Here is a 23,673-nt window from a genome sequence, read left to right as displayed (position 1 = left end):
TATGTCAAAAAATGCAATTATTATTGGTTCGGGTATCGCGGGACTAGCAACAGCTATTAGGCTTAAAGCTAAAAATTACGATGTAAGCGTATTTGAAGCTAATGAATCTCCTGGCGGTAAACTTTCAAGACTTGAATCAAATGGTTATACATTTGATGCCGGCCCTTCTTTATTCACATTGCCGTCTTTAGTAGATGAACTGTTTGAAATATCAGGAGAAAAACCAGATGAAAATTTCAAATACTACAAGAAGAATATCCATTGCCAATATTTTTTTAATGATGGTACTAAGTTTACTGCCTGGGATGATCAAGATAAATTTATTAATGAAATAACCGAGGTCTTTAAAATCAATGCTAAATCAGTTCTGGAATACCTCGACAAAAGCAAGAGGAAATACGAATTAACATCTCCTCTTTTCCTTGAAAGATCACTTCATAAGGTTAATTCTTTTTTAAACTTTAATACACTTAAGGCAATAGCCAGCGCTAATAACCTCGACTTGTTTGATACACTTGACGAAGTAAACAGGCATCACTTTAAAGATCCCAGATTAGTGCAGTTATTTAATCGGTACGCTACATACAATGGCTCTTCCCCTTATAAAACACCTGGAATTATGTCGATGATTCCACACCTGGAATTCAATGTGGGGACTTTTTATCCGGAAGGTGGAATGTATTCTATTACTGACTCTCTATATGCTTTGGCGAAGAAAAAAGGAGTGAAATTCAACTTCAACAGTCCTGTTGATAGAATTATATGCAAAAACGGCGTAGTTGAAGGAATTATAACGAAAAATGAAGAACACTCTGCAGATCTGGTTGTGTCCAATATGGATATTGTCCCAACATATAGAAAACTGATGCCTGACCAGAAAGCACCTGAAAAAACTTTATCCCAGGAGCGATCAAGTTCTGCTCTGATCTACTACTGGGGCATTAGAAAACAATTCCCTGAGCTCGACCTTCACAACATTTTCTTTTCAGGAAATTACAAAAAGGAATTTACTGATATTTTTGATCATAAAAAGGTTCCTGATGACCCAACGATATATATTAACATCACTTCAAAAGAGGATCCTGAACATGCTCCTGAAGGGTGCGAAAATTGGTTTGTGATGGTTAATGTACCTCCTAACTCAGGTCAGAATTGGGATGAAATGATTTCTATTACAAAAAAGAGAATTATCAGCCGGTTAAATAAATTTTTGGATGCCGATATTGAAAAGCTGATCGAAACCGAAGAAATGCTAACTCCCATTACAATTGAATCGAAAACGAGTTCTTATATGGGAGCTCTTTATGGTGCAGGTAGTAATGACCGAAATGCTGCTTTTCTACGTCACCCTAATTTTTCAAGCAAAATCAAAAATCTTTACTTCTGTGGAGGAAGTGTCCATCCCGGTGGTGGAATTCCTTTGTGTTTGCAAAGTGCTAAAATTGTTTCATCATTGGTTTAAAAATGAAAGCTCAAGAAGAAGAAATAAAGAAAAGTAATCAACTCAGGTTTATCATTTACTTCTTGTACCTGGTTCACATTGCAGGGGTTTTTGGAATTATGTCTCCTTGGAGAGAATTATTTCTTGATCTGACACCCTTCACTATACTATTGACTACTGCTATAATTATTTATGCATTGCCCAGAAAAGACAGGGTAACCTTTATATGTTTAAGTTCTGCATTTGTCATTGGTTTTATTGCCGAATACTTAGGAGTAAATTATGGCTTGATTTTCGGAGACTACCACTACGGAAATAACTTAGGTCCAAAAATTGGCGGAGTCCCTCCAATAATCGGTATTAACTGGGCTATATTAACTTATTGTAGTGCAGTATTAACCAGTTATATGATAATAAACCCGTGGATCAAGGCCATAACGGGAGCAATCATAATGACGGGAATAGATTTGTTTATTGAACCGGTCGCTCCAAAAGTTGACTTTTGGTTTTTTGATGCAGGGGTTGCTCAGGTTCAAAATTATATAGGATGGTTTTCTATCTCCTTTTTAGCTCAGATTATCTTTCAAAAATCAAATTTCAGTAAGAATTTTTACGTGGCGAATAATGTATTGGTCATTCAAACACTATTTTTTGTTATTCTAAATGTTGTTGCATGAAAAAGCATTATGATTTCATCATTGCAGGTGGAGGTGCTGCTGGTCTCGTTCTTGTCAATAGTATACTTGAAAACCCTGTTCTGAAGAACAAATCTGTACTGATAATTGATAAAAGCGATAAATCAGAAAATGATCGAACCTGGTGCTTTTGGGAAAAAGGAACAGGTCCCTGGGATGAAATTATTTACAAATCCTGGGAAAAAGCAATATTCAAAGATTCCAGTTCCTCACTCAAGTTTAACTTAAATCCCTACAGATATAAAATGATCCGGGGAATTGATTTTTATAAACACGTTAAATCAAAGATTCGTGATAACTCTAATATTGAATTTCTAAATGCAAAAATTAAATCATTAAAAGCTGATCAAAATATAGCAGAGGTAACAACTATTGATGACATAAGAATTGAAGCAGACATAATTTTCAATAGTATACCTGATTTTTCAGAAGTTAAAAGAAATAAAAAATACCCCCTCCTATTACAGCATTTCATAGGTTGGGTCATTGAAACAGAGGAAGAAAAGTTTGATGATTCATCAGTAACATTTATGGATTTTTCTGTTGCTCAAAAAGGGAATACCCGTTTTATGTATGTTCTACCATTCTCGAAAAATAAAGCCCTCGTAGAATACACTCTATTTTCTCCTGAATTATTAGATGAGGAAGAATATGAACAAGAAATCGAAAAGTATATAGCCAGTGATTTAGAAATAAAGGAATATTCAATTATTGAAAAAGAAAAAGGTGCCATCCCTATGACAACTTTTCCATTTGAAAAAGTAACCGATCATAAAATCATAAATATCGGCACTCAGGGAGGCAGCACCAAAGCATCGACAGGCTTTACATTTAAGCGTATAAATGAGGATACTGCAAATATTGTGAAATACCTGGAGGGAAAATGTAAAGATATCCAAACGAATGAAAATCGGTTTAGATATTACGATATGCTACTTATAGATGTGTTGTTTGATAAAAATGAAAAAGGAGGAGAAATCTTCAGTTCTCTTTTTAGAAAAAATGACCCGGTAAAAATCTTTGATTTTCTGGATGAAAGAACCAGTATCTCAGAAGAACTTAAAATAATGCTTAGCAGTCCTCAAATCCCATTTTTAAAATCGGTGTTAAAAAGAATTTTCTACAGGAATTTTCTTAGTTGATACTCTCCCTCTCCTCGAGAATATTTCCACTAAGTCTCTTTAACCGTATTTCTAATATTTTAGCTGCAAAAGCTGCATCCAACAATCTTAATCTCGCATCCTCTAAATTTTTTTGAGCTTCTCTTAATTCAAGAAAAGTTGATCTTCCCAGTTTATAACGGTCAAATGCAATGGCAATATTTTCATTTGCAATTGAGGTATTATCCATTTCCAATTCGATAAGCCCCAGCGCTCTTTGATATGAGCTATAAGTACGGTCAAAATCTGCTATTACTTCCAGCTTTATTTGTTGATAGCTCAACTCAGCATTATTTTGCTCAATCTTTGCATTCTGCTCTCGTCGATTAATATTCAACCCATTGAAAATTGGGATTGTGGCACGGAGGCCATAATTAAATCCTGTTGACTGATTACTTAGTAAAAATCCTGCTTGCGACTCTAACCTGCTATATCCATAACTCCCAAAAGCTGTAATCCTTGGAAATCTTTCTGACCGTACAATATCGACATTATAGGTAGTACTGGCTTTATTAGATTCAGCCTGTTTGAGCATACTATTATTTTTCAATACTTCTTCCCTTAAACTTTCATACGAATACAGAGAAATCTCATTGATAGAATCTGAAGCATAATACTGATGATCTGTACTTTGCCCAAGAAGCAGGTTGATATCTATAGCCGCTTGCTGAACCCGGTTGAGTTGATTAATATATGCTGAACTATCAGCATTATAGTCAGTCTCTGCGGTTAGTAATTCCGTTTTTGATGTCTTACCTACATCATATTTGTCTGAAGCGATTCTGATTCGGGCACGGCTAATCGCCATCGTTTCCTTTAAAACACGAAGTTGTTCAGCTGAATATCTTAAATTATAATAAGCTTCAGCAATCTGATATAAAGTTGTCTCTACACTATTTTTCCAATTATAAGTTGCTGTTAATTCCTGTTGCTGGAGCTGATCATACCTTTTAAACATACCAAGCCCATCAAAAATTATCCATTCAGCATCCACGCTGGCATTAATAGTATTACTTCTGGCTCCATCTCTGGATTGAGAATCACCACTAACGAATTGCTGTTCAACATCTTCATTACTCCACAACATGCTGGCATTACCATCAACAGTAGGTAAGAATCCGGCATTTCCCAATGTCACATTATTAGACGCGATCGCACGGTAATTATCTTCTATTTTAAGATTATAATTATTTTCCAACCCTATCCTTACTGCTTCACTCAATGATAATTCTTCAAAATCTGTTGAATCAATTATAGCATACCTTTCCTGTGCCATAGCAGAAAGGGCTAGAAAGCTAAAGAGTATTAAGGTTAATGTGACTTTTTTCATCTTCATTTAATTTACATTCTGGAAACTCTGGCTTCTTTCCCAGTAAGGTATGAATAGATCGCTGGAATAATATAAAGTGTAAGGACCGTTGAAAAGATCATTCCGCCGATCACAGCAATACCCATTGAGACCCGGCTTTCAGACCCGGCTCCTAAAGCAAGGGCAATAGGTAGTATTCCTAAAATTGTAGAAAGCGAAGTCATTAGAATCGGTCTGAACCTGTCTTCTGCTGCTTCAATAATCGCTTCTTTCACACCCATACCAAGAGCTTTTTTCTGATTAGCAAATTCCACGATCAATATACCGTTTTTTGTAACCAGACCGATAAGCATAATTATTCCTATCTGACTGAAAATATTCAAAGTTTCACCAAATAACCATAAGGCTAGCAGTGCCCCGGCCATTGCCAATGGCACTGTAAATAGTATTACCAATGGATCACTAAAACTCTCAAACTGCGCTGCTAAGACAAGGTAGATCAACACTAAAGCAAAAAGAAAAGCAAAAATCAGGCTATTTGAGCTTTCCATAAACTCAAGAGACTGACCATCAAGGCTTGTTGTAAATCGTTCATCAAGCACATCTGCTTTAATTTCATCCATCGCATCAATTCCTTTATCTATTGTAACCCCAGGAGCTAAAGATGCAGAAACAGTAGCTGACGCGTAACGATTAAATCTGAATAACTGAGGTGGTGTAGCACTTTCTTCTACACGAATCAGGTTATCTAATAAGATCAATTCACCTTTGTTGTTTCTTATATATAAGGTTCTAAGATCAACTGGTTCATTTCTGTTTTGCTCACTCATCTGACCGATGATCTGATACTGCTTTCCTTCCATTATGAAATAGCCAAAGCGCTGACCAGAAAAAGCAAGAGATAGTGTTTGAGCGATATCTCTTACAGAGACACCCAACGTTTGTGCTCGTTCCCTGTCTATCATAACAGTTAATTCAGGCTTGTTGAATTTCAAATTCACATCAACGTACACAAACTCCTTCCTTTGTTTGGCCTTATTAACAAATTCTTCGATTACTTCTTTAAGCTGGTAAACATCTCCTGCCTGAATTACATATTGAATTGGCTGACCTCCACCGCGACCACCTATTGATTGTTCCTGAGATACAAAAGGACGGGCAGCTGTAAGCTGACTCACCTTTGGGGTAAAGCTATCAACAATCTCTTGCTGGCTTCTTTCCCTGTTTTCCGGATCGACCAGTATTACCCGCCAAAAGGCTGAGTTCACTGACGATGTTGCGCCAAATCCAGGGGAGGTTACCGATATTATTGCTTCAGTTTCTGGAATTTCTTCTTCAACCAGATCAATCACCTCATCAACATAATTATCCATGTATTCAAAGGTGGTTCCTTCAGGCCCGGCCGCAAAAATTCTGAATCCATTCCGGTCTTCATAAGGAGCCAGTTCAGATGGAAGACTCGTAAATAAATAATAAACTATTCCTCCAAGAAGAATAACAAATGGAAAAGCTAACCACCGGAATTTCATAAACCATTCCAGTGAACGATTATATAATCTGTTAAGCCCAACAAAAAACTTCTCAGTTTTACGGTAAAAATATCCTTTTTCCTCCCTTTTCTTTAATAGTTTGGTGCAGAGCATTGGTGCCAGAGTCAGCGCTACAAAGGAAGAAATGATCACCGAGGATGCTACTACTACCCCAAACTCTCTAAATAACCTTCCAGTTAATCCCTGAAGGAATATTACAGGAAGGAACACCGCTGCAAGAGCCACTGTAGTTGAGATTACAGCAAAGAAAATTTCCTTAGCCCCTTCAAAGCCTGCTTCTAAAGGTGCTTTTCCATCCTCGATCTTTTTATAAATGTTTTCAAGTACAACAATAGTATCATCCACCACCAGACCAATAGCAAGGACAATCCCTAAAAGTGTCAATACATTAATAGAGAAGCCAGCGGCATACATAACGAAAAATGTACCGATAAGGGAAATAGGGATGGTTATTACAGGAATAATAGTAGTACGCCAGTCTCGTAAAAAGAAAAATATAATGGCAAAAACCAGTGTAAAAGCAACAGCAATAGTTTGCTCTACTTCATTTATCGATTCACGTATATAATCAGTTACATCAAACCCAATACCCAATTCGATATCTTCAGGAATATCTTTCCTTAGAGATTGCAAACGATCATAAAATTCATCGATGATCTCAATATTATTTGAACCCGGCTGAGGTCTTAAAACAACCCCTACCATTGGGATTCCGTCTCTTTTTAAAATAGTTCGCTCATTCTCTGGTCCAAGCTCTGCATGGCCGATATCGCGGAACTTAATAATGTAGTTTTCAGTTTCTTTTACAATAAGGTCATTGTAGTCCTCTGGAGTGGTTAATCGTCCCAATGTTCTTACTGATAATTCAGAGAAAACACCTTCTACCCTACCTGATGGTAGTTCAACGTTTTGCTCACTTACAGCACTATAAACATCCAGAGGGGTAATATTATAAGCTGAAAGTTTATCGGGGTCCATCCAAAGGCGCATTGAGTACTTTTTCTCTCCCCAAATGTCTACCTGACTTACTCCAGGGATAGTTTGAAAGCGTTCTTTAAAAGTCGTTTCAGCTATTTGAGATAATTCCAATAAGGATCTCTCATCACTTTTCAGATTCAAAAACACTATCGGCTCGCTATCTGCATCTGCTTTAATAACTGTTGGTGGATCAGCATCTGCAGGAATATTTCTTCTCGCCCGTGCAACTCTGTCCCTCACGTCGTTAGCAGCAGCCTCCAGGTCTTCTCCTAATTCGAATTCAACTGTGATTGTACTTCTTCCATCACGGCTTACAGATGTTAATTTTTTTATACCGGAAATTCCATTGATCTCCTCTTCCAAAGGCTCGGTAATCTGAGATTCGATCACTTCTGCATTAGCTCCTACATAGTTGGTTGAAACTGTAATGATTGGAGGATCAACACTTGGATATTCCCGTACCCCCAAAAGATTAAACCCGATCACACCGAATATGATAATCATCAAAGACATCACAATCGCTAGTACTGGTCTGTTTATACTTATACTCGAAAGACTAGCCATAAAAAATTTAGTTTTTCAACTCCAGAGGAGTGCCTTCATTGATTTGTAATAAACCTGTGGTGATCACGCTGTCTCCTTCGTCCAAACCTGACATGATTTCTATTTCGGTTGGAGTTCTAATACCTATATTGACTTTCTGAACTGATGCTTTGCCATTTTCCACAACATACACTTTATGTCCGTCAAGCTCTGGTATTACTGCCTGGTTAGGAACCAAAATTGCATTTTCTCTGGCTTCAAGAATAATATTTACCCTGGTAAACTGTCCCGGTCTTAACTCTTTATTTTCATTGGAAGCAATTGCTCTCACAGTCGTAGCTCCGGTTGCAGGATCTACGCCGGGCTCAATTGCATAAACTTCTCCCTCGAATGTCTTATCTGATACTTCAACGGTAAAATCTACACTTTGGCCCTTCCTTAGTGTGCCAATATATTTTGCAGGAAGTGCGAACTCAATTTTTGCAGGGTTTAAACTATAAAGACTAGCTATGGGAGTTGTTGGGGAAATATAACTTCCTTCACTAATGTATCTTAACCCGATATATCCACTAAATGGAGCCCTTACTTCTGACTTAGCTATTTCAGCCTTTAACAATTGTACATCAGCAATTGCTGTATTTAATTCCGTTAATGCAAGGTCGTATTCTTCCTGGCTGATTGCTTCACGTTTGAGAAGCTCATCCTGACGATATTCTGTTTGCTCCTTCAGTTTAAGATTATATTGAGCTTTGGATAGCTGCGCTTTGAGATCATCAACATTTGTTGCCAATAACAATTGTCCCTTTCTAACATAATCGCCTTCTTTAAAAAGGATTCGGTCAACTTTCCCGCCTCTTTCAACTCTTAACTCTACTGATTCGTTAGCTAGTATCTTCCCAGTTACAGCAATCTGATTATTAAATAATTTTTCTTCTGCGATTATATATTTAACTGGAATTTTGCGTGCTGCTCTCGATGTGGATGAACCAGCCTTTAATTCTGGTTGGCTAGTTTTATTTCCTGAAATTATGTCTTTCTGAAATATTATAAATACCACTGCAAGAACGATAATTATAATCACTGCAATGGTTCTCTTGAATGTTTTACTCATAACTGTTGAGCTGTCCGAGCTTGATTAATATCATTATACAATTCTCAGTAACGAGATTTAATGACAAAAAGATTATTGTTATAACAATTTTTGATTGGACTTATGCCGGTTTTTATCTCTTTTCGTCTTTTTTTCAATATTTTTTCTAAAAGCTTTCTCCAGATCTATCCCTGTTTGATTGGCAAGACAGGCTAAAACCCATAATATATCTGCCATCTCATCACCGAGATCTTTGTTTTTATCAGATTCCTTTTCAGATTGCTCACCATATCTTCGTGAAATAATTCTGGCTAATTCTCCTACCTCTTCAGTTAGAATAGCCATGTTGGTTAGCTCATTGAAATATCTGACTCCATATTCTTTTATCCATGAATCAACATCCTCCTGAACTTCTTTTAAGGATAAATTTTTCTTTTGATCTGCCATCTATTCCTTATTTTTTGTATCCATATTTATAGTGACTGGTCCGTCATTCACTAAAGAAACTTTCATATCAGCTCCAAATTCGCCAGTCTCAACTTTATCACTTCCCAACACCTTTTTGAATGCTTCAATACTTTCTTCATATAACGGCACAGATTGGTCAGGTTTGGCAGCTTTTATATATGATGGTCTGTTTCCTTTTTTGTAAGAAGCATGTAAAGTAAACTGGCTAATGAGTAGTATCTCTCCACTTACATCTATCAGACTTTTATTCATTACTCCATCCTCATCATCAAAAATTCTCAGATTAGATATTTTCCTGACTAGCCATTCTATATCTTCAGTGTTATCCGCTTGTTCAATTCCTAAAAGAACCATGAGCCCATTTCCTATTTCTCCGATAACTTTTCCGTTAACTTTTACACTGGATTCACTTACTCTTTGGATTGTTGCTCTCATAAAAAAATTAATATTTCTGTATTTGTTCTGATTCTATTATCTCAATTCCCTCCACATTTTGCTGAGCACGACTATGCATTGCCCTTGCTACTTTTTCTGCTTTAACAGGCTTATATTTTTTCAATGGCCCAGAAAATATCCATCCGAATATTTTTGAAAACCCCTTAAAAATATCCTCTCCCAGCCTGCTTTCATCCCTGTTACCTAACAGTAACGATGGTCTGAATATAGATGTTGAGGCATAATTTACCCTTTTCAGGTCTCTTTCAACCTCACCCTTAACCCTGTTATAAAATATTTTTGATTCGGGATTTGCCCCTAGTGCAGTAATAATTAAATAATGTTGCATTGAGCCGGATCGCTTTAACGCGTTTGCAGCAACCATGGGATAATCGTAATCCACTTCGATAAACTTTTCCTGAGAACCAGCTTTTTTAATTGTAGTTCCCAGACAGCAAAAGATATCATCGGCGTAATATTTCTTTAATTCTTTGGCCAACTGATTAAAATCAATGATTACTTCTTGTAGTTTTTCATTCTTATTACCAGAAGGTCTTCTTACTATCGATATTACTTTTTTGTATCGATTATCAGCAATTAATATATTTAAAAGTTTTTCACCGACTAAGCCGGTTGAACCAAGTATTAAAGCAGTTTTCTTAGCCATAAATCATTTATTTATATCAGTCGACCATATTCTACTCCACAATTTACCCAACTCTTCTTTTATATTTCCTTCAGGTTCTCTGTCGTTTTGTTTTACAATAACTCCGTTTTCGCTTTTTTTAAATTCAAATGAAAAAATAAATCCTGATTCAGGATTATACCATCCAAGCATTGGCCCAAACCGAATATCATTTACAATCATTTTACCACCTTCTTCTTTTTTGTATTGAAGCCAATCATTTGCAAAATGCTTTACCCCTCTCAACTCTTCTTCATTCACCATCCAATCCGCAGGAGCATTTTTAGGAATTATAACATCTCTAAAATCCTGTTCAGCAATCATCATGCTGAAATAGCCAGCCTCATAGTGATCCCCCTTATCAATAACTACTGTCCATAACCAATTACAAAGAGGCGAAGGAACAGTCATGATCCGATCATAAGATTCATTTCTATGTTCAAGATATCCAGTTACATTTTTATCAACATGGTATTTATGATAAACGGTGAGTAACAAGTACGAAGAAGAAAGCACTAGTGCCCACATTGCTACTCTCTTCCTGATATTATTTGTCTTACCATAAAAAAGCAGAAATACAACTGCAATTAATAACCAGATTGAATATAAAGGATCTATAACAAAGATCGTCTTCCACGCAACTCGTGCATCAAGAAACGGCCAGAAAATTTCAGTCCCATAATTAGTAAAAGCATCAAGCAATGGATGCGTAAATATTACCAGAAAGAAAAATATGAACCAATTCTGATAAGAAACTGAAGTTTTCTTTTGCAATTTAAGAGCCAGCCAGCTGAAAAGCATTGAGGCGATTAGTGCAAAGGTTATACTATGAGAGGGTCCCCGGTGAAAAAGAACTCCATCAACCGTCGACATTGATGATTGAATTAATACATCCAGATCGGGCAATGTTCCACCAAGAGCACCCAAAATAGAAGCTTTACGACCTATCTTATTTCCCAGCACAGCTTCTCCAACTGTTGCACCTAACAATGCTTGTGTGAGTGAATCCATAAAAAAAACCGTCAAAATTATGACGGTTATAAAAATTTAATTAACAATCTATTTAAGTTGTTCGCCTACAAAATCATTAAGCTCCGCTGATATTTCTTTTCCTTTATTTTGGGCATACCATGTGTGAGCAGAAATTGAAAAAGCCTGATAATCAAAATCATCACTGGCTTTCCCTTTTTCCAACATTCTTTGTACAGTTTTTGGACGTGGACCCCAAGTAGCCAATTCTTTAAAATCATTATCTAAAGCAATCATTTTAGGAATAGATCTTCCACCACTTGTGAGGTATTCATCCATCACCTCAAGATTTTCATCTCTTAAAATTATTCTGAGATTAATGTTTGAATTTAATTCAGCTGCTTTGTAGATAAATGGCAAGTTTTGAGCTACATCACCACACCATGGCTCAACTAAGACCAACCAGATTACTGAACTATCTACTTTTGATAAAGTGCTTTTTAATTTATCATCCAGTTCACCTGTCCTGATCCATTTTTTTAGACGACTGAAATTTAACCTGGTATATTCAATCATACCTTCTGATTGATTTTGTCCGGTAGTACGCTTTTCATCGACGAGTTTTTTTGATAATTCAAAATACTCTTCAAATGACATTGCGTTTTTTATAAGCTGCTCGTTAATTACTCTTAACTCTTCCATTGTTTAAACAAGTATTTACAGCTTATATACTCAAAGTAATAAAAAAGGTTAGGTAAATTAATATTTAATTAGTTGGATTGACGTACTCATGACCTTGTTCCCAGGCACGATATTCATCAATATCATGCTTAAAATTAGAGAAAATCCATGCGAGCAAGGCAATATCATCGGCAAACCCTACCAGTGGAATAAAGTCCGGTATAAAATCAATAGGCATTACGAAATATACCATTCCCGCTAAAATTCCGATCAGAGATTTTGTTGGGATTTTCTTATATTCTTTTTTAGCATAAGCTTTAATCATTCTCAGTGCAGCAAGAAAATCTCCTTTTATAGCCTTGAAGGTTTTTTTATTTAATATGCCCTTATCCAGCTTGCTAAAAGCAAGACCTGCGAGCCGTGCTGATTTATTTCTGCTTGATGCTATTTTAGTGGCCTGCTTTTTTGCAAGCTTCATTGCACTCGAGTCAAGTATTTCGTTTACATCCATATTATTTGGTCATTATTCCATGTATGATCCTGTGAGCTAAAGCCCTGGCCAGTTCATGCGGGTTTAAAGTTCCTGTTGGTCTGTACCAGTTGATCACCCAGTTGACAGAAGATAGCATGGTCAAAACACTCAATTTTTCATTAAGGTCGATGAATTTCCCTTCTACTTTACCTGCCCTGTATATATCAACAAGTTTAGACTCATATTCATCTTTCATTTTATTGAGCCTTGAGTAATGCGGCTCGCTTAAATGCTTCCATTCATTCAAAAACACAGCACTACTGTCGGTATCAGAAAGTAATACTTCTATGTGACCTATCAAAAATTGCTCGAGCCTTTTTTCATTATTATTGTCGATTTGCTCTAGCTCTTCCAATTTCTCATTAAATGCATCAGCCTTCTCAAAGCAGATATGTTGTAAAATTTCTTCTTTGGATTTAATATGCGAATACAAACTTGCTGCTTCAATACCTAATTTTTTAGCAAGGTCGCGCATAGAAGCAGAGGCATACCCCTTTTCTCTGAATAGCCTGGTAGCTTGCTTGATTACATTATCTCTTTTTGATATACCTGCATCCCTAATCATAACCAGATCTTGTTTTATAAACAAAATAAAGAATAAAAGAAATAAAAATAACAATGAAAACCCACATAATAATTCATTGATTTATATTTTTGTAGAATGGTTAAACACATTATCAGTTTTGTCATAAGAAAAGTACCGAGAAAACATCTTCAGCTTTTCAGTCATTTTGCACTAAGAATGATGAAGGTTTTTTATATCGGTAATAATGTAACTTGCCCTGTTTGCGATTCAAATTTCAGGGAGTTTGTGCCTTATGGCAGAAAGCCCCCTAGGAAAAATGCATTATGTCCTAATTGCCTTGCCTTAGAAAGACACAGGTTATTATGGTTATACCTTAAAAACGAAACTGATTTTTTTACCAAAGAAGCTAAGCTTTTACATATTGCTCCTGAATTATGCTTTATAGATAGATTTGAAAAGATTGAATCACTTGAATATATCACCGGTGATTTGGAATCTCCTCTTGCTAAGGTAAAAATGGATATCAATGAAATTCCTTTTGAGGAAAATTCCTTTGATATGGTTTTTTGCAACCATGTAATGGAACATATTCCTGATGATATTCATGCCATGAAAGAGGTATACAGGGTTTTAAAACCTGGAGGATGGGCAATTTTACAATCACCTCAGGATATGAACATGCAAAATACCTATGAAGATCCTGAAATCACCGATCCAAAAGATCGTGAAGAGCATTTTAAACAATCAGACCATTACCGTATTTATGGATTAGATTATGGTGAAAGATTGGAAAAAGGTGGATTTGAAGTAAAAGAAATACCTTATCCAAAACAACTCGATCAGGAAAAAGTTGAAAGATATGCGCTTCCGAAAGAAGAGATTATTTACCTCTGTACAAAACCGGAATAATTATTAACCACTATATGGTTTTTTGATAAACTTTATCCATTCAACAAAAAAGCCATTCCCGTATGCAAATAGTTGAATAAAAGAAGCAACCACTGATTTGGATGCAATACTCAGACTTTTTTCATTTTTAAAGTATGAGTCCGTAAATATTAATAAATAATATGCCAGTATCATTCCTGCTCCAAAAATGAAAAGATTAGGTAAAAACCATGGGAAAACGATCAACCAGGTAAGTATTCCTAGATAAAAGGCTACAGGAAATAAATGGAAAATCTTAATCTCTCCTGGATAGAATCTTCCGATATTAACTCTTGCACGCCCAAAAAAGAATAATTGCTTATAAAATTGTCTAAAGTCAGTTCTGCGTTTATGATAGACAAAAGCATCTTCGATCAACCCGACTTTAAATCCAGCTTTTATAATACGAATGCTAAATTCAATATCTTCGCCCATCCTGGTAATTACATACCCTTTTGTTTTTTTCCAAACATCTGCTGAAATCCCCATATTAAAACTTCTGGGATGGAATGTCCCGGCATGTTGTTTACTTCCTCTAATTCCTCCTGTGGTATATGGAGAAGTCATCGAATAGGAAATGGCTTTTTGCACATCCGTGAATGAAGGATGAGATTTGTCCGGACCACCAAATGCATCCAGCCAGTTATTATTCAGGTGGTCGTCAACAGTTTTTAAATAGTGTGAAGGGATTATGCAATCTGAATCAAAGACTATAAAATAATCTCCGGAAGCTCTTTCGTAGGCATAGTTTCTTGTAAATCCCTGACCTTCATTTTCCTTAACAAAATATTTCAGATCCAACTTATCTGAATACTTTTCTATTATCTTATTACAAGGCTCAGATGAACCATCTTCAATAACCAGAACTTCAAAATTAGAATATTCCTGATGCGTTAGGCTTTCTAACAATTCATCAACTTCTCCAGGTCTGTTGTAAACCGGGATAATTAGAGAATAGAACCTGTTACCTTCAGACATTTTCTCGCTCTTCAAATCCTTTTTTCTCTGAAATCAAATAATCATTTTTATACTGGTCTGTTTGGGTGATCATTTCTCCTAAAAAGCCGGCTAAAAATAACTGTACTCCAATTACAAGGGCTATTAAAGCCAGGAAAAATAGTGGTTGATCTGTCACAGCTCTTGCCACTTTATGAGTAAACCAGACTGTGTAAAGCTTTTCAAAAATCACCCAGCAAGTAATAAAAAATCCAGCCATAAATGATAAAGTCCCCATGGTTCCAAAAAAATGCATGGGTCTTTTTTTGTACTTCATCACGAAAGTAATGGAAAGAAGATCTAAAAATCCATTTACAAACCTCTCTAGACCAAATTTGGTTTCTCCATATTTCCTGGCCCGGTGTTCTACTATCTTTTCCCCTATTTTATTATAGCCTTTCCATTTAGCTATGACAGGAATATAACGATGCATTTCCCCATAAACCTCAAGTGATTTTACCACTTCATTTTTGTAAGCTTTCAGACCACAATTAAAATCGTGGAGTTTGATTTTAGAGATTTTAGCCGTTACAGCATTAAAAAACTTCGAAGGGATAGTTTTAGATATCGGGTCATGCCGCTTTTTCTTCCATCCTGACACAAGGTCAAATCCTTCATCACGAATCATGGATACAAGGGCAGGGATTTCATCAGGACTATCCTGAAGATCAGCGTCCATGGTAATTACCACTTCACCCATCGCTGCTTTGAAACCGGTATCTAATGCCGCTGATTTACCGTAGTTTCTATTGAATTTGATTCCTTTTACAGAATCATTTTTATCGGATAATTCTTCGATGACAGCCCAGGAATTATCACTGGAGCCATCATCGATTATAATAACTTCATATTCCAGATTATTTGCCTCATTCACCCTATCGATCCACTCAATGAGTTCGGGAAGAGATTCTGATTCATTGTAAGCTGGGATAATTAAGGATACATCTATATCCTTTCCATTTATCATATATATTCCTCCTGAGGTTTTTTCTTTTTAAATATGGCTGCAAATATAGCTCCTATTACAGCATAAACTAAAATTGCAATACCAAAACTTTTCAGTTGCCCTGCTAAAGTAAATTGCTCAATCGTGTTGTCATAAGTTTCGTCAAGTTGGCCTTCTATCTCACTAACATCACCGCCCATTTTTTCAACGATACTAATTGTATTTTCTACTGCATTTTCAGCGATTATTTGGGAAGCATTAGGATCTATAACCACAAATAATAATATCCCTACAATAGTATTTATAATACCTCCTGTTAATAACAGGAAAAAATTATATTTAAACGCTTCACCAAAACTCCAGTATCCTCCGATTCCGTTTCTGAATCTGCTATTAAATATGATTAATAAGATTAAGTATAAAACAAATACTCCAAGCCCATACCATAGACCACCAAAGAAATTGATATCTACAACATAGATTATAACTGTCAATAATGTAAAAATAAGACCGATAATTACACCGTCTTTTACGCCTTCTGAAATAAAAGTATCCTTCATTGTTTAATTGGTTTGGTTTAGATTATTATTTTCTCATAAAAATTGCAATAATTGGGGTCACTAGCAATCCTAGTAATAACTTTTTTATTCCCTCTTTAAAAACTATTCCACTTATTGAAACTTCTTTAATGTTTGCCAGATCTGTTTCTCTTCTTTCCGGGGAATATTTATCTGGGTACATTTCAGCTGTTCTGTTATAAAAATCAATGGATTCCTTTTTATAATTCATTAAAGCTTCAGGTTCAATATAGGCCATAAACAAATAAAGAAAAGCTGAAAACCCGATTGCAGCCATTACATAGATTATCATACCCATAGACATTCCCTGCCAGAACCTCAATTCTCCCCCTTGCCTGTATTTTCTAAATTCATAAGTAGCAACACCGATCAAGACTAAAAACGATAATCCATCAATAAAAATGGTATTAAAATTTATAAAAGGCTTTTGATCAGTATAAAATAGTACGGTAAATGAAATTATAGTGATCAGGATTGCAAAGGCTCCGTATCTTAACGCTAATTTTATCATCTTTTAATCTTGATCCTGAAAAATATTGTTCCCTAAAATGACTGCTCTTACTTTCCCCTTTATGTTTTCTCCAAACCTGGGGTGATTATGGCTATTACTCTTATTTGTTCGATCGCTATATTCCCAAACCTTTTCAGGGTCAAACAATGTTAGATCAGCAACTTCTCCTTTCTGAATCTTTATATCTTCAAGCCCCATAAGAATTCTGGGGTTTAATGACATTGCATCAATGATTTTATCTTCTCCAATGTCTGCTTTTAAACTCCATGCTTCTGAAATCGCAGTTTGAAGACCAGTGATACCAAAGTCAGCAAGGTCATATTCCAAATCTTTTGACTCCGGGTCATGAGGATGATGATCAGTAACGATGCAATCTATTACTCCTTCTTTGACTCCTTTTATCAAGGCTTTTCTGTCTTCCTCTGTTCTCAAAGGGGGATCAACCTTGAAATTAGAATCAAACATCATATTTTTTTCATCGGTGTAAAGTAAATTATGAATGGCAACATCACAAGTAATATTAAGGCCTTCTTTTTTAGCTTCTTTGATAAGCTTAACACTTTCTTTACTCGATATTGTTGAAAAGTGCAGTTTACCACCCGCATATTTGAGCAGTTCAATATCACGCCTTATCATTAATGTTTCCGCCAAAACAGGAATGCCCTTCATTCCCAGGCGCGTACTGTTCACACCTTCATGCATCTGGCCAAATTTGGACAACCATTGATCACAAGGTTTATTAACTAATAATGCATCAACTTTTTGAAGATATTGTAAGGACTTAACCAAAATATCGGTATTCCAAATTGGTTTATCACCATCACCAAATACTTTAGCTCCAGCAGTATAAAGATCCAGCATTTCCGTAAGTTCTTCCCCTTCGAGGTCTCTGGAAATGCTTGTCATAGGATATAACTGAACTAAGGAAGAACTATTACCACCCAGAATATATTTAACATCATTTTTAGTCTGGACAGGAGGTTTGGTATTTGGGATAACCATCACATGGGTAAATCCACCGGCAACGGCCGCTTCTCTTCCTGATGTTAAAGTTTCTTTATGCTCTAGGCCAGGATCACACAAGTCAGCTCTAAGATCAACGAGGCCAGGAAAAAGAAGGGAATCTTTCGCGTCGATAACTTTTATTTCAGAAGGAGTGGATATGTTATCCCCTAATTCTTTAATTTTTCCGTTACTAATTAAAACATCTATTTCTTTCCGGTGATATTCGTGGCCCGGGCAAACTAAAAATGCTGATTTTATAAGCCAATTCATGCTGGTAAATTTAAATCATTCTAATTAATATGATTTCAATAAGCAAAAATATTAAAGATCCTATTAAAAACCATTGCCAGATATCCTGGCCATAATCCATTCGATCAATTGTGGCCCTGACTTCAGAAACATCAGGATTAGTCAGCACTTCATGATCAGGATAAATAACTTTTAATGAATCAGAGGTAATTTGTTCTAAATTACTTTCTTCACCTCCTAAATTTAAAGCTAAAATTCTGATCAGTTCGGTTCCTGATACAACTTCATAATGGCCAGGGTTAATTTCAGCTTCCAAAGGAAGAAAGATTGAAGCAGAGTTTGCACTATATCTCACTTCAGGAATTATAACATTTTCTCCATTTGATAATTTTAAGATATCATCTTTTTCAGATTGCCAGTCAAATGTTATGCCTTCATCTGTTGCTTCTATTTTGTAATATAAATTTTGAATAGTGTTACTGCTATAGAATGCCGTTTTATATAACAGAGGTAAAAACAACCCATGATTATGAATATTTGTGACTGAATCTACCAAAGAGGAACTTAAAAAATATATTGGTTTCTGAAGTTCAGCTCTTCCAAAAAGCGTCATCCCATTATTCAAAGTAATAATAGGTTCAGCAGCCCTCCATCTCAATTTAGGTTTTACCCATGGGACATCAAGATTGTCAGGAATATTTTCAAATACTCCTTCCATAAAAGGATTAGTGAACGATTTCTTTTCTACAGAGACCTTTTCATTAATATTTACTTGTTTAAACCCATATTGTGACAAAAATTGCCGTACCTGTGAAGAAGCTCCCTGAATATACCCCCCAACAATTAATACAGAGCCACCATCTGATAATCTTGATCTTATAGAAGATAATAAAGAAGTAGATATTTCAGTAACCCCGTTTATAATCAGTAAGTCTGCATAATTTATATTCTGATAATCTATATTGCCAAACGAAAAATAATTGTAATTAAACAATTGATTATCAGCAAACAAAGCATCGAACACAGACTTATTCTTTTCGGATATTACACTTACGCTTACTGTAGATAGTTTATTTAAGGACCAGAAAAACTCATTGTCAAAACTAACTGGGAGATCTTCTACAACGACTCTTCCTTTATTAATATCCTGTAATTTGGTTTTAATATCAAAAGTAATGGTTTCTGTCGCTTTAGCATTAAGATTTACTTCTGTCACCCCCACCTGGCTACCATTTAACTCAACTCTTACCGGAATATTTTCCTTGCTTTCATTCCCGTAATTGGTAATATCCACATTCATTTTTATTTCATCGGCTATTCCTCCTACCGGTTCATTTAAATACAGGCTATCAATGGAAATATTTGCAACCGGACCATATTTAAGAGGCATGAAAATAAAATTCTGATTATCAATCCCCGCTTGTGTATCTAAGAATTGATTTTGAAAATCAGAAATAAGATAAATGTCTGAATCTTTTACTTCTGGATCTTCAAGGGAAATTAACAGGGATGATATTTTTACAGTTTTCCCCGAGACCTGAATAGAGGATAAAAATTTTAATGCTGCTTCTTTGCCAAGGTTGTTATATCTATTAAAGGGTTGGTCGGAAGTAATTATATAAAATTCTGTATTTGGATCATATTTTTGAACAATCTGATTGCCAAGCCCTACAGCTCTATCGATTAGAGGAATACCGTCATCGCTTTCAATAGTCATCGATGGTGAATTATCAACAAATATTACGACACTTTCACTTTTTCTTCTATCGGTTTCAGATGGAATATAGGGTCCTGCAAAGCAAAGAATTAACAAGAGAAGGAAAAGGATCCTCGATAATAGAATAAGGTACCTTTTCAAATTATTTTTAGTATCAGAATGATTTTTTACCAGCCTTAGGTTTTTTAAGCTACTAAAATTTAATCGTTTAGCTCTCCTAAATGAAAAGAGATGAATTATCACCGGTATTGATAAGGCAAATAAAAACCATAAGACTGCAGGATATAAAAATTGCATATTTCGGATCGCGATTTTTCGCTCTATGTAATTAAATCTTACATCAGAAAACCAAAGTGAAATAACACCTTTTTGCAATTTAAATTAAATGTTTACACCTTGAAATAAAAACATAGCTTTATGAAAAAGAATATTTTTTTAAGTGCTTTAATTTTGAGCTTAATTTTTGCTTGTAACACACAGACAGAAACTGAAGAAGACTCAGAAGATTCAGTAAAAACAGAACAGGAGATTTCGATTTCTCAGGATTCTATAACTGAAATAAATGAGATTGATTCAGTTGCTGCACAAATTTCTGAAGAGGCGACTGATCTCAAGGAAAAATCAAATGAAATTTTAGAAGATTTAAATAACTAATAATTATGAAAAATAGAATACTTATTTTGATACTTCTTATAACGGCATTATCTGTTTCAGATGGTCTGGCACAAGGTAAAGGGAAGTCAAAAAAATTTGAAGACAAAACTGAAAAGAAAGATAAAAAGGATAAATCCAATAATGGAAATGCTTACGGTAAAAACAAGGGTGATCTGAGTGGTCGTGAATTTGGACAACAACGTGCAGCCCAGGCAAGAGCTAAAGCTTTAAAAGAAATCGATGAAGCAGAGAGAGAAATAAAAGAAACTGAAGATAACATAGAAGAAGCAAGAGAGATTCTTGAAAGAAAAAAACGAAGTAGAGAAATTTCTGATCGTGAATATGAACAGAAAGAAGAAGAAATAGAAACTGTTGACAGGCGAATCAAATCTCTTAAGGAAAAGCTGGAAGAAAGGAAAAAAGTTTTAAATGAGTCTCCAGATGACACCAATACTTCTAGTGAAGAAATTAAGAAAACAGAAGAAACTATTGAAGAAATAAGAAAATCTAAAAAAGAGGTTTTTAAAAATTAGTTTTTATCAAGAATCAAGAAAAAGGTTCGACCATCAGTTTGGTTGAACTTTTTTTTTAAAACTTATGGGGCCCATAGAATTATTAGATAAAAGTCATTAAAAAACAGATAATGAATCCACTATTGAATTTACATATAAACAGTGCTAAAATCTATAGCCTAATAAAGTGAAGATTAAACCTAATCTCAATATGTTCCTTAACCTTAACAGTACCCAAAAATTTGACTGGTGGTTCCAAACCAAATTCTTTCATATTTATTTTAATCTTCCCTGTGCATTTTAATTGACCAGGTTTAGTTTCAGTAGTATAAATATTAACCTTTTCTTGTTGTGTCTTACCTGCAACAGTTAAATTAACTAAAAAATAGCCCAGTTCTTCTCCGTTATCAGCCTCAGCATTCAGATTTTTCCTATCGTACCAAATAGCTTTTAAAAATTCAAGTTTGATATTAGGGTACTTTTCTGACTTCAACAATTCCCTGAAGTCATTATTCATCATGTTTTTACCACAATCAAACTTGACCACAGGTAAATTAATAATGCCATGCCTGAAGGTAACATCTGTACCTCCGTTTTCTATGATTCCTTTAAATAGAGTTTTGTTATAAGTATTCTCATCCTGAAATTCACAGACAAAACTATTCACATTGGTCTCAACAAAGATTCCAAGACTACTTTCTTCTAATAGCTTTATATCGAGTAAAAATGGTTGTGAATCATCATCACCATTGGATTGTGCAACAATAAGGTTTGCGCTAAATAATACCAGGAATGAAAATAACTTTTGAAAAGAAATATTTTCTATGGACCGCAAGGTAGTTCTAGAATGAGCTATCATGGAGATTTAGTTTATATTAATTTAATCAATATAAACTAAACCTATTGATTAAATTAATTAGAAACTTGTTTCCAGACTCTCATTAAGTTCCCTCCAGCTATCTTGGATATTTCTTCATTTGAATATCCTCGTTCTTTCAAGCCCTCTAGTATAAGGGAATAATCTGCAACACTATTAATATTATCTGGTAAGCTTGTTACTCCATCAAAGTCAGACCCAAATCCTACATAATCTATTCCGGCAATTTCTACGACATGATCTATATGGTCAAGAATATCAGAGACTTTACTTTTAACTGGATATTTTTTTATTAACTCTGCCATTAATTGCTGTGCTTCTTTGGATCCAGCTTCAATATTACGTTCCTCTAATTCATTAAATATTTTCATAAAATTTGAAGAAGCTTCTTTATTTAAAAAAATACTGCCAAAGTTGATCATTACTACACCTCCATTATCCTTTATCCTCATAATAAGTGAATCTGGTAAATTTCGAGGAAATGATGGTGTTAGAGCTCTGCAACCTGAATGAGAAGCTATAATGGGATCTGTAGAAATTTTAAGCACATCGGATATAGTTTTATCAGAAACATGACTGACATCAACCATGATGCCCAGTTCATTCATTCTTTTAACGACCTGAATACCAAAATCACTTAACCCATTATTTGGCTGATCGGTATCAGTACTACTATCACAAATTTCATTTGATTTAAAATGACATAAGGTAATATATCTTATTCCACGCTCATAAAAATGATCTAGATTTTCCAAGTTATTATTAATGGGCGAACCATTTTCCATCCCCAGAGGTAAATAAATGATATCCTTTTTAAAGTTATCCTCAATTTGCTCAGGGCTATTGACAACTTTAAATTTATCCGGAAACTTATTACCGAGACTATCAACCAGGTCGATTAAATCATTAGCTAAAATAAATCCATTCTTACCAGCAGTTGAAGGGGGAGTGTATATAGACATAAAAGCTACATTAAGACCACCCTTTCTAGCCTTTACATAATCAAAGTGTCCTTTAGAAAGGTCTTTTGTTACATCAACAGGCCCGGATTCAAACGACAACCTGTAGGGAAGGTCTATATGCGTATCAACTATCAATAGTTCATTTCCTAGTTGATCCTTTGACACTGTAGTCGTATCAAGACGGTTATTATCATCTTTATTGTCAGAAGAATTACATGATAAAAGAAACAGAGTCAAAAGACCGATTGAAAAATATCTCATAATTATTAATAGTTAATGACAAATTATTAACCATAATAATAATTGATCGAGCAAGGATCAAATACGGTAAAGATTAATTAATCTATAATTGAAGTAAATATTGACTATAAAAGAAAGCATTGCCACATAGTAAATAATAAAACAGCAATCCCCGGGTCTTATCAATATTTAACTTTCTAGTAGATAAGAAAATTATCAAATTCTATGAATCAGGTAACGGAAGGAGAATGAGTGAGTGAAGTTTGAAGAGTGCAGGACTATGGAGTGAGTGTGGAGGGGCAGTTGTCTTAGTAGGGTTCAGGCATAAAAAAACCCTGACGATCTAACGATGTCAGGGTTATAATAATAAAATGGCGATGACCTACTCTCCCACATTTAACTGCAGTACCATCAGCGCTGAGGGGCTTAACTTCTTT

Annotated in this window: 24 protein-coding genes; 6 read left to right on the top strand and 18 right to left on the bottom strand. The window is 35.1% G+C overall.

The features are described 5' to 3' along the window. Position 1: 1 nt before the first annotated feature. From crtD to OO013_RS19055, 3 genes are read left to right on the top strand one after another with little or no spacing between them, the layout of a single operon-like run. Positions 2–1,462, top strand: coding sequence for a 1-hydroxycarotenoid 3,4-desaturase CrtD (gene crtD / locus OO013_RS19065; protein ID WP_266058630.1), 1,461 nt, complete (start codon positions 2–4; stop codon positions 1,460–1,462). 2 nt (positions 1,463–1,464) lie between these two features. Continuing rightward, positions 1,465–2,118 carry a carotenoid biosynthesis protein gene (locus OO013_RS19060; protein WP_266058628.1) on the top strand — a complete coding sequence of 218 codons (654 nt, stop codon included), beginning with the start codon at positions 1,465–1,467 and terminating at the stop codon, positions 2,116–2,118. Further along, positions 2,115–3,278: a lycopene cyclase family protein gene (locus tag OO013_RS19055; RefSeq protein ID WP_266058626.1), complete on the top strand. Its 1,164-nt coding sequence runs from the start codon at positions 2,115–2,117 to the stop codon at positions 3,276–3,278. The genes OO013_RS19060 and OO013_RS19055 overlap by 4 nt, the downstream gene beginning before the upstream one ends. On the opposite strand, the gene OO013_RS19050 is transcribed toward OO013_RS19055, so the two are convergent. The 10 genes from OO013_RS19050 to OO013_RS19005 all read right to left on the bottom strand — a co-directional run bounded on the left by OO013_RS19050 (position 3,271) and on the right by OO013_RS19005 (position 13,101). Then, complete coding sequence (locus OO013_RS19050; RefSeq protein WP_266058624.1) at positions 3,271–4,626, bottom strand: TolC family protein; 1,356 nt, start codon at positions 4,624–4,626, stop codon at positions 3,271–3,273. The two genes, OO013_RS19055 and OO013_RS19050, sit on opposite strands and share 8 nt — an antisense overlap. 11 nt (positions 4,627–4,637) lie before the next feature. Then, entirely contained in the window at positions 4,638–7,697 is a 3,060-nt protein-coding gene (locus OO013_RS19045) for an efflux RND transporter permease subunit (RefSeq protein WP_266058622.1), read from the bottom strand. Between the two features lie 7 nt (positions 7,698–7,704). Next, positions 7,705–8,787, bottom strand: coding sequence for an efflux RND transporter periplasmic adaptor subunit (locus OO013_RS19040; protein WP_266058621.1), 1,083 nt, complete (start codon positions 8,785–8,787; stop codon positions 7,705–7,707). A 78-nt stretch (positions 8,788–8,865) separates the two neighbouring features. Continuing rightward, positions 8,866–9,213, bottom strand: coding sequence for a nucleotide pyrophosphohydrolase (locus tag OO013_RS19035; RefSeq protein ID WP_266058619.1), 348 nt, complete (start codon positions 9,211–9,213; stop codon positions 8,866–8,868). Continuing rightward, positions 9,214–9,669, bottom strand: a complete 456-nt coding sequence (gene dtd / locus OO013_RS19030; RefSeq protein ID WP_266058617.1) for a D-aminoacyl-tRNA deacylase — start codon at positions 9,667–9,669, stop codon at positions 9,214–9,216. Between the two features lie 7 nt (positions 9,670–9,676). Next, the gene (locus OO013_RS19025) at positions 9,677–10,336 is read right to left on the bottom strand and encodes an NAD-dependent epimerase/dehydratase family protein (protein WP_266058615.1); all 660 of its coding nucleotides are present in this window, start codon (positions 10,334–10,336) and stop codon (positions 9,677–9,679) included. A 3-nt stretch (positions 10,337–10,339) separates the two neighbouring features. After that, on the bottom strand, positions 10,340–11,365 hold the full coding sequence (locus OO013_RS19020) for a metal-dependent hydrolase (protein WP_266058613.1): 1,026 nt from the start codon (positions 11,363–11,365) through the stop codon (positions 10,340–10,342). A 48-nt stretch (positions 11,366–11,413) separates the two neighbouring features. Continuing rightward, positions 11,414–12,025, bottom strand: a complete 612-nt coding sequence (locus tag OO013_RS19015; protein WP_266058612.1) for a thioredoxin family protein — start codon at positions 12,023–12,025, stop codon at positions 11,414–11,416. 64 nt (positions 12,026–12,089) lie between these two features. After that, positions 12,090–12,515 carry a YkvA family protein gene (locus OO013_RS19010; protein ID WP_266058611.1) on the bottom strand — a complete coding sequence of 142 codons (426 nt, stop codon included), beginning with the start codon at positions 12,513–12,515 and terminating at the stop codon, positions 12,090–12,092. A 1-nt stretch (position 12,516) separates the two neighbouring features. Next, positions 12,517–13,101 carry a TetR/AcrR family transcriptional regulator gene (locus OO013_RS19005; RefSeq protein ID WP_266058610.1) on the bottom strand — a complete coding sequence of 195 codons (585 nt, stop codon included), beginning with the start codon at positions 13,099–13,101 and terminating at the stop codon, positions 12,517–12,519. A gap of 96 nt (positions 13,102–13,197) precedes the next feature. Here OO013_RS19005 and OO013_RS19000 point away from each other — a divergent pair, with 96 nt between their 5' ends. Then, the gene (locus tag OO013_RS19000) at positions 13,198–13,971 is read left to right on the top strand and encodes a class I SAM-dependent methyltransferase (RefSeq protein ID WP_266058609.1); all 774 of its coding nucleotides are present in this window, start codon (positions 13,198–13,200) and stop codon (positions 13,969–13,971) included. 3 nt (positions 13,972–13,974) lie between these two features. Here the strand turns inward: OO013_RS19000 and OO013_RS18995 are convergent, their stop codons facing one another. The 6 genes from OO013_RS18995 to OO013_RS18970 are packed head-to-tail and all read right to left on the bottom strand — an operon-like array spanning position 13,975 to position 20,288. Further along, a complete protein-coding gene (locus tag OO013_RS18995) occupies positions 13,975–14,967 on the bottom strand; it encodes a glycosyltransferase family 2 protein (RefSeq protein WP_266058608.1) in 993 nt (330 codons plus the stop codon). Further along, positions 14,960–15,952: a glycosyltransferase family 2 protein gene (locus OO013_RS18990; RefSeq protein WP_266058607.1), complete on the bottom strand. Its 993-nt coding sequence runs from the start codon at positions 15,950–15,952 to the stop codon at positions 14,960–14,962. The genes OO013_RS18995 and OO013_RS18990 overlap by 8 nt, the downstream gene beginning before the upstream one ends. Continuing rightward, complete coding sequence (locus tag OO013_RS18985; protein WP_266058606.1) at positions 15,949–16,491, bottom strand: DUF4199 domain-containing protein; 543 nt, start codon at positions 16,489–16,491, stop codon at positions 15,949–15,951. Before OO013_RS18985 ends, OO013_RS18990 begins: the two co-directional genes overlap by 4 nt. A 25-nt stretch (positions 16,492–16,516) precedes the next feature. Continuing rightward, entirely contained in the window at positions 16,517–17,020 is a 504-nt protein-coding gene (locus OO013_RS18980; protein ID WP_266058604.1) for a DUF4199 domain-containing protein, read from the bottom strand. 3 nt (positions 17,021–17,023) lie between these two features. After that, a complete protein-coding gene (locus OO013_RS18975; protein ID WP_266058602.1) occupies positions 17,024–18,295 on the bottom strand; it encodes a dihydroorotase in 1,272 nt (423 codons plus the stop codon). 10 nt (positions 18,296–18,305) lie between these two features. Continuing rightward, positions 18,306–20,288, bottom strand: a complete 1,983-nt coding sequence (locus tag OO013_RS18970; protein ID WP_266058601.1) for a BatA domain-containing protein — start codon at positions 20,286–20,288, stop codon at positions 18,306–18,308. Positions 20,289–20,408: 120 nt separating this feature from the next. Here OO013_RS18970 and OO013_RS18965 point away from each other — a divergent pair, with 120 nt between their 5' ends. After that, positions 20,409–20,645, top strand: a complete 237-nt coding sequence (locus tag OO013_RS18965) for a hypothetical protein (protein ID WP_266058599.1) — start codon at positions 20,409–20,411, stop codon at positions 20,643–20,645. A 5-nt stretch (positions 20,646–20,650) separates the two neighbouring features. Continuing rightward, complete coding sequence (locus OO013_RS18960; protein ID WP_266058597.1) at positions 20,651–21,178, top strand: coiled-coil domain-containing protein; 528 nt, start codon at positions 20,651–20,653, stop codon at positions 21,176–21,178. 151 nt (positions 21,179–21,329) lie between these two features. Here the strand turns inward: OO013_RS18960 and OO013_RS18955 are convergent, their stop codons facing one another. Both OO013_RS18955 and OO013_RS18950 read right to left on the bottom strand, forming a co-directional pair. After that, complete coding sequence (locus OO013_RS18955; RefSeq protein ID WP_266058594.1) at positions 21,330–22,016, bottom strand: YceI family protein; 687 nt, start codon at positions 22,014–22,016, stop codon at positions 21,330–21,332. Between the two features lie 53 nt (positions 22,017–22,069). Further along, complete coding sequence (locus OO013_RS18950) at positions 22,070–23,257, bottom strand: dipeptidase (protein WP_266058593.1); 1,188 nt, start codon at positions 23,255–23,257, stop codon at positions 22,070–22,072. Positions 23,258–23,673: the final 416 nt, after the last annotated feature.

The organism is Mangrovivirga halotolerans (genome assembly GCF_026241165.1).
Lineage (GTDB): Bacteria > Bacteroidota > Bacteroidia > Cytophagales > Cyclobacteriaceae > Mangrovivirga > Mangrovivirga halotolerans.
The sequence above is the reverse complement of the archived record's forward strand: the minus strand, read 5'-3'. Positions and strand labels throughout refer to the sequence as shown.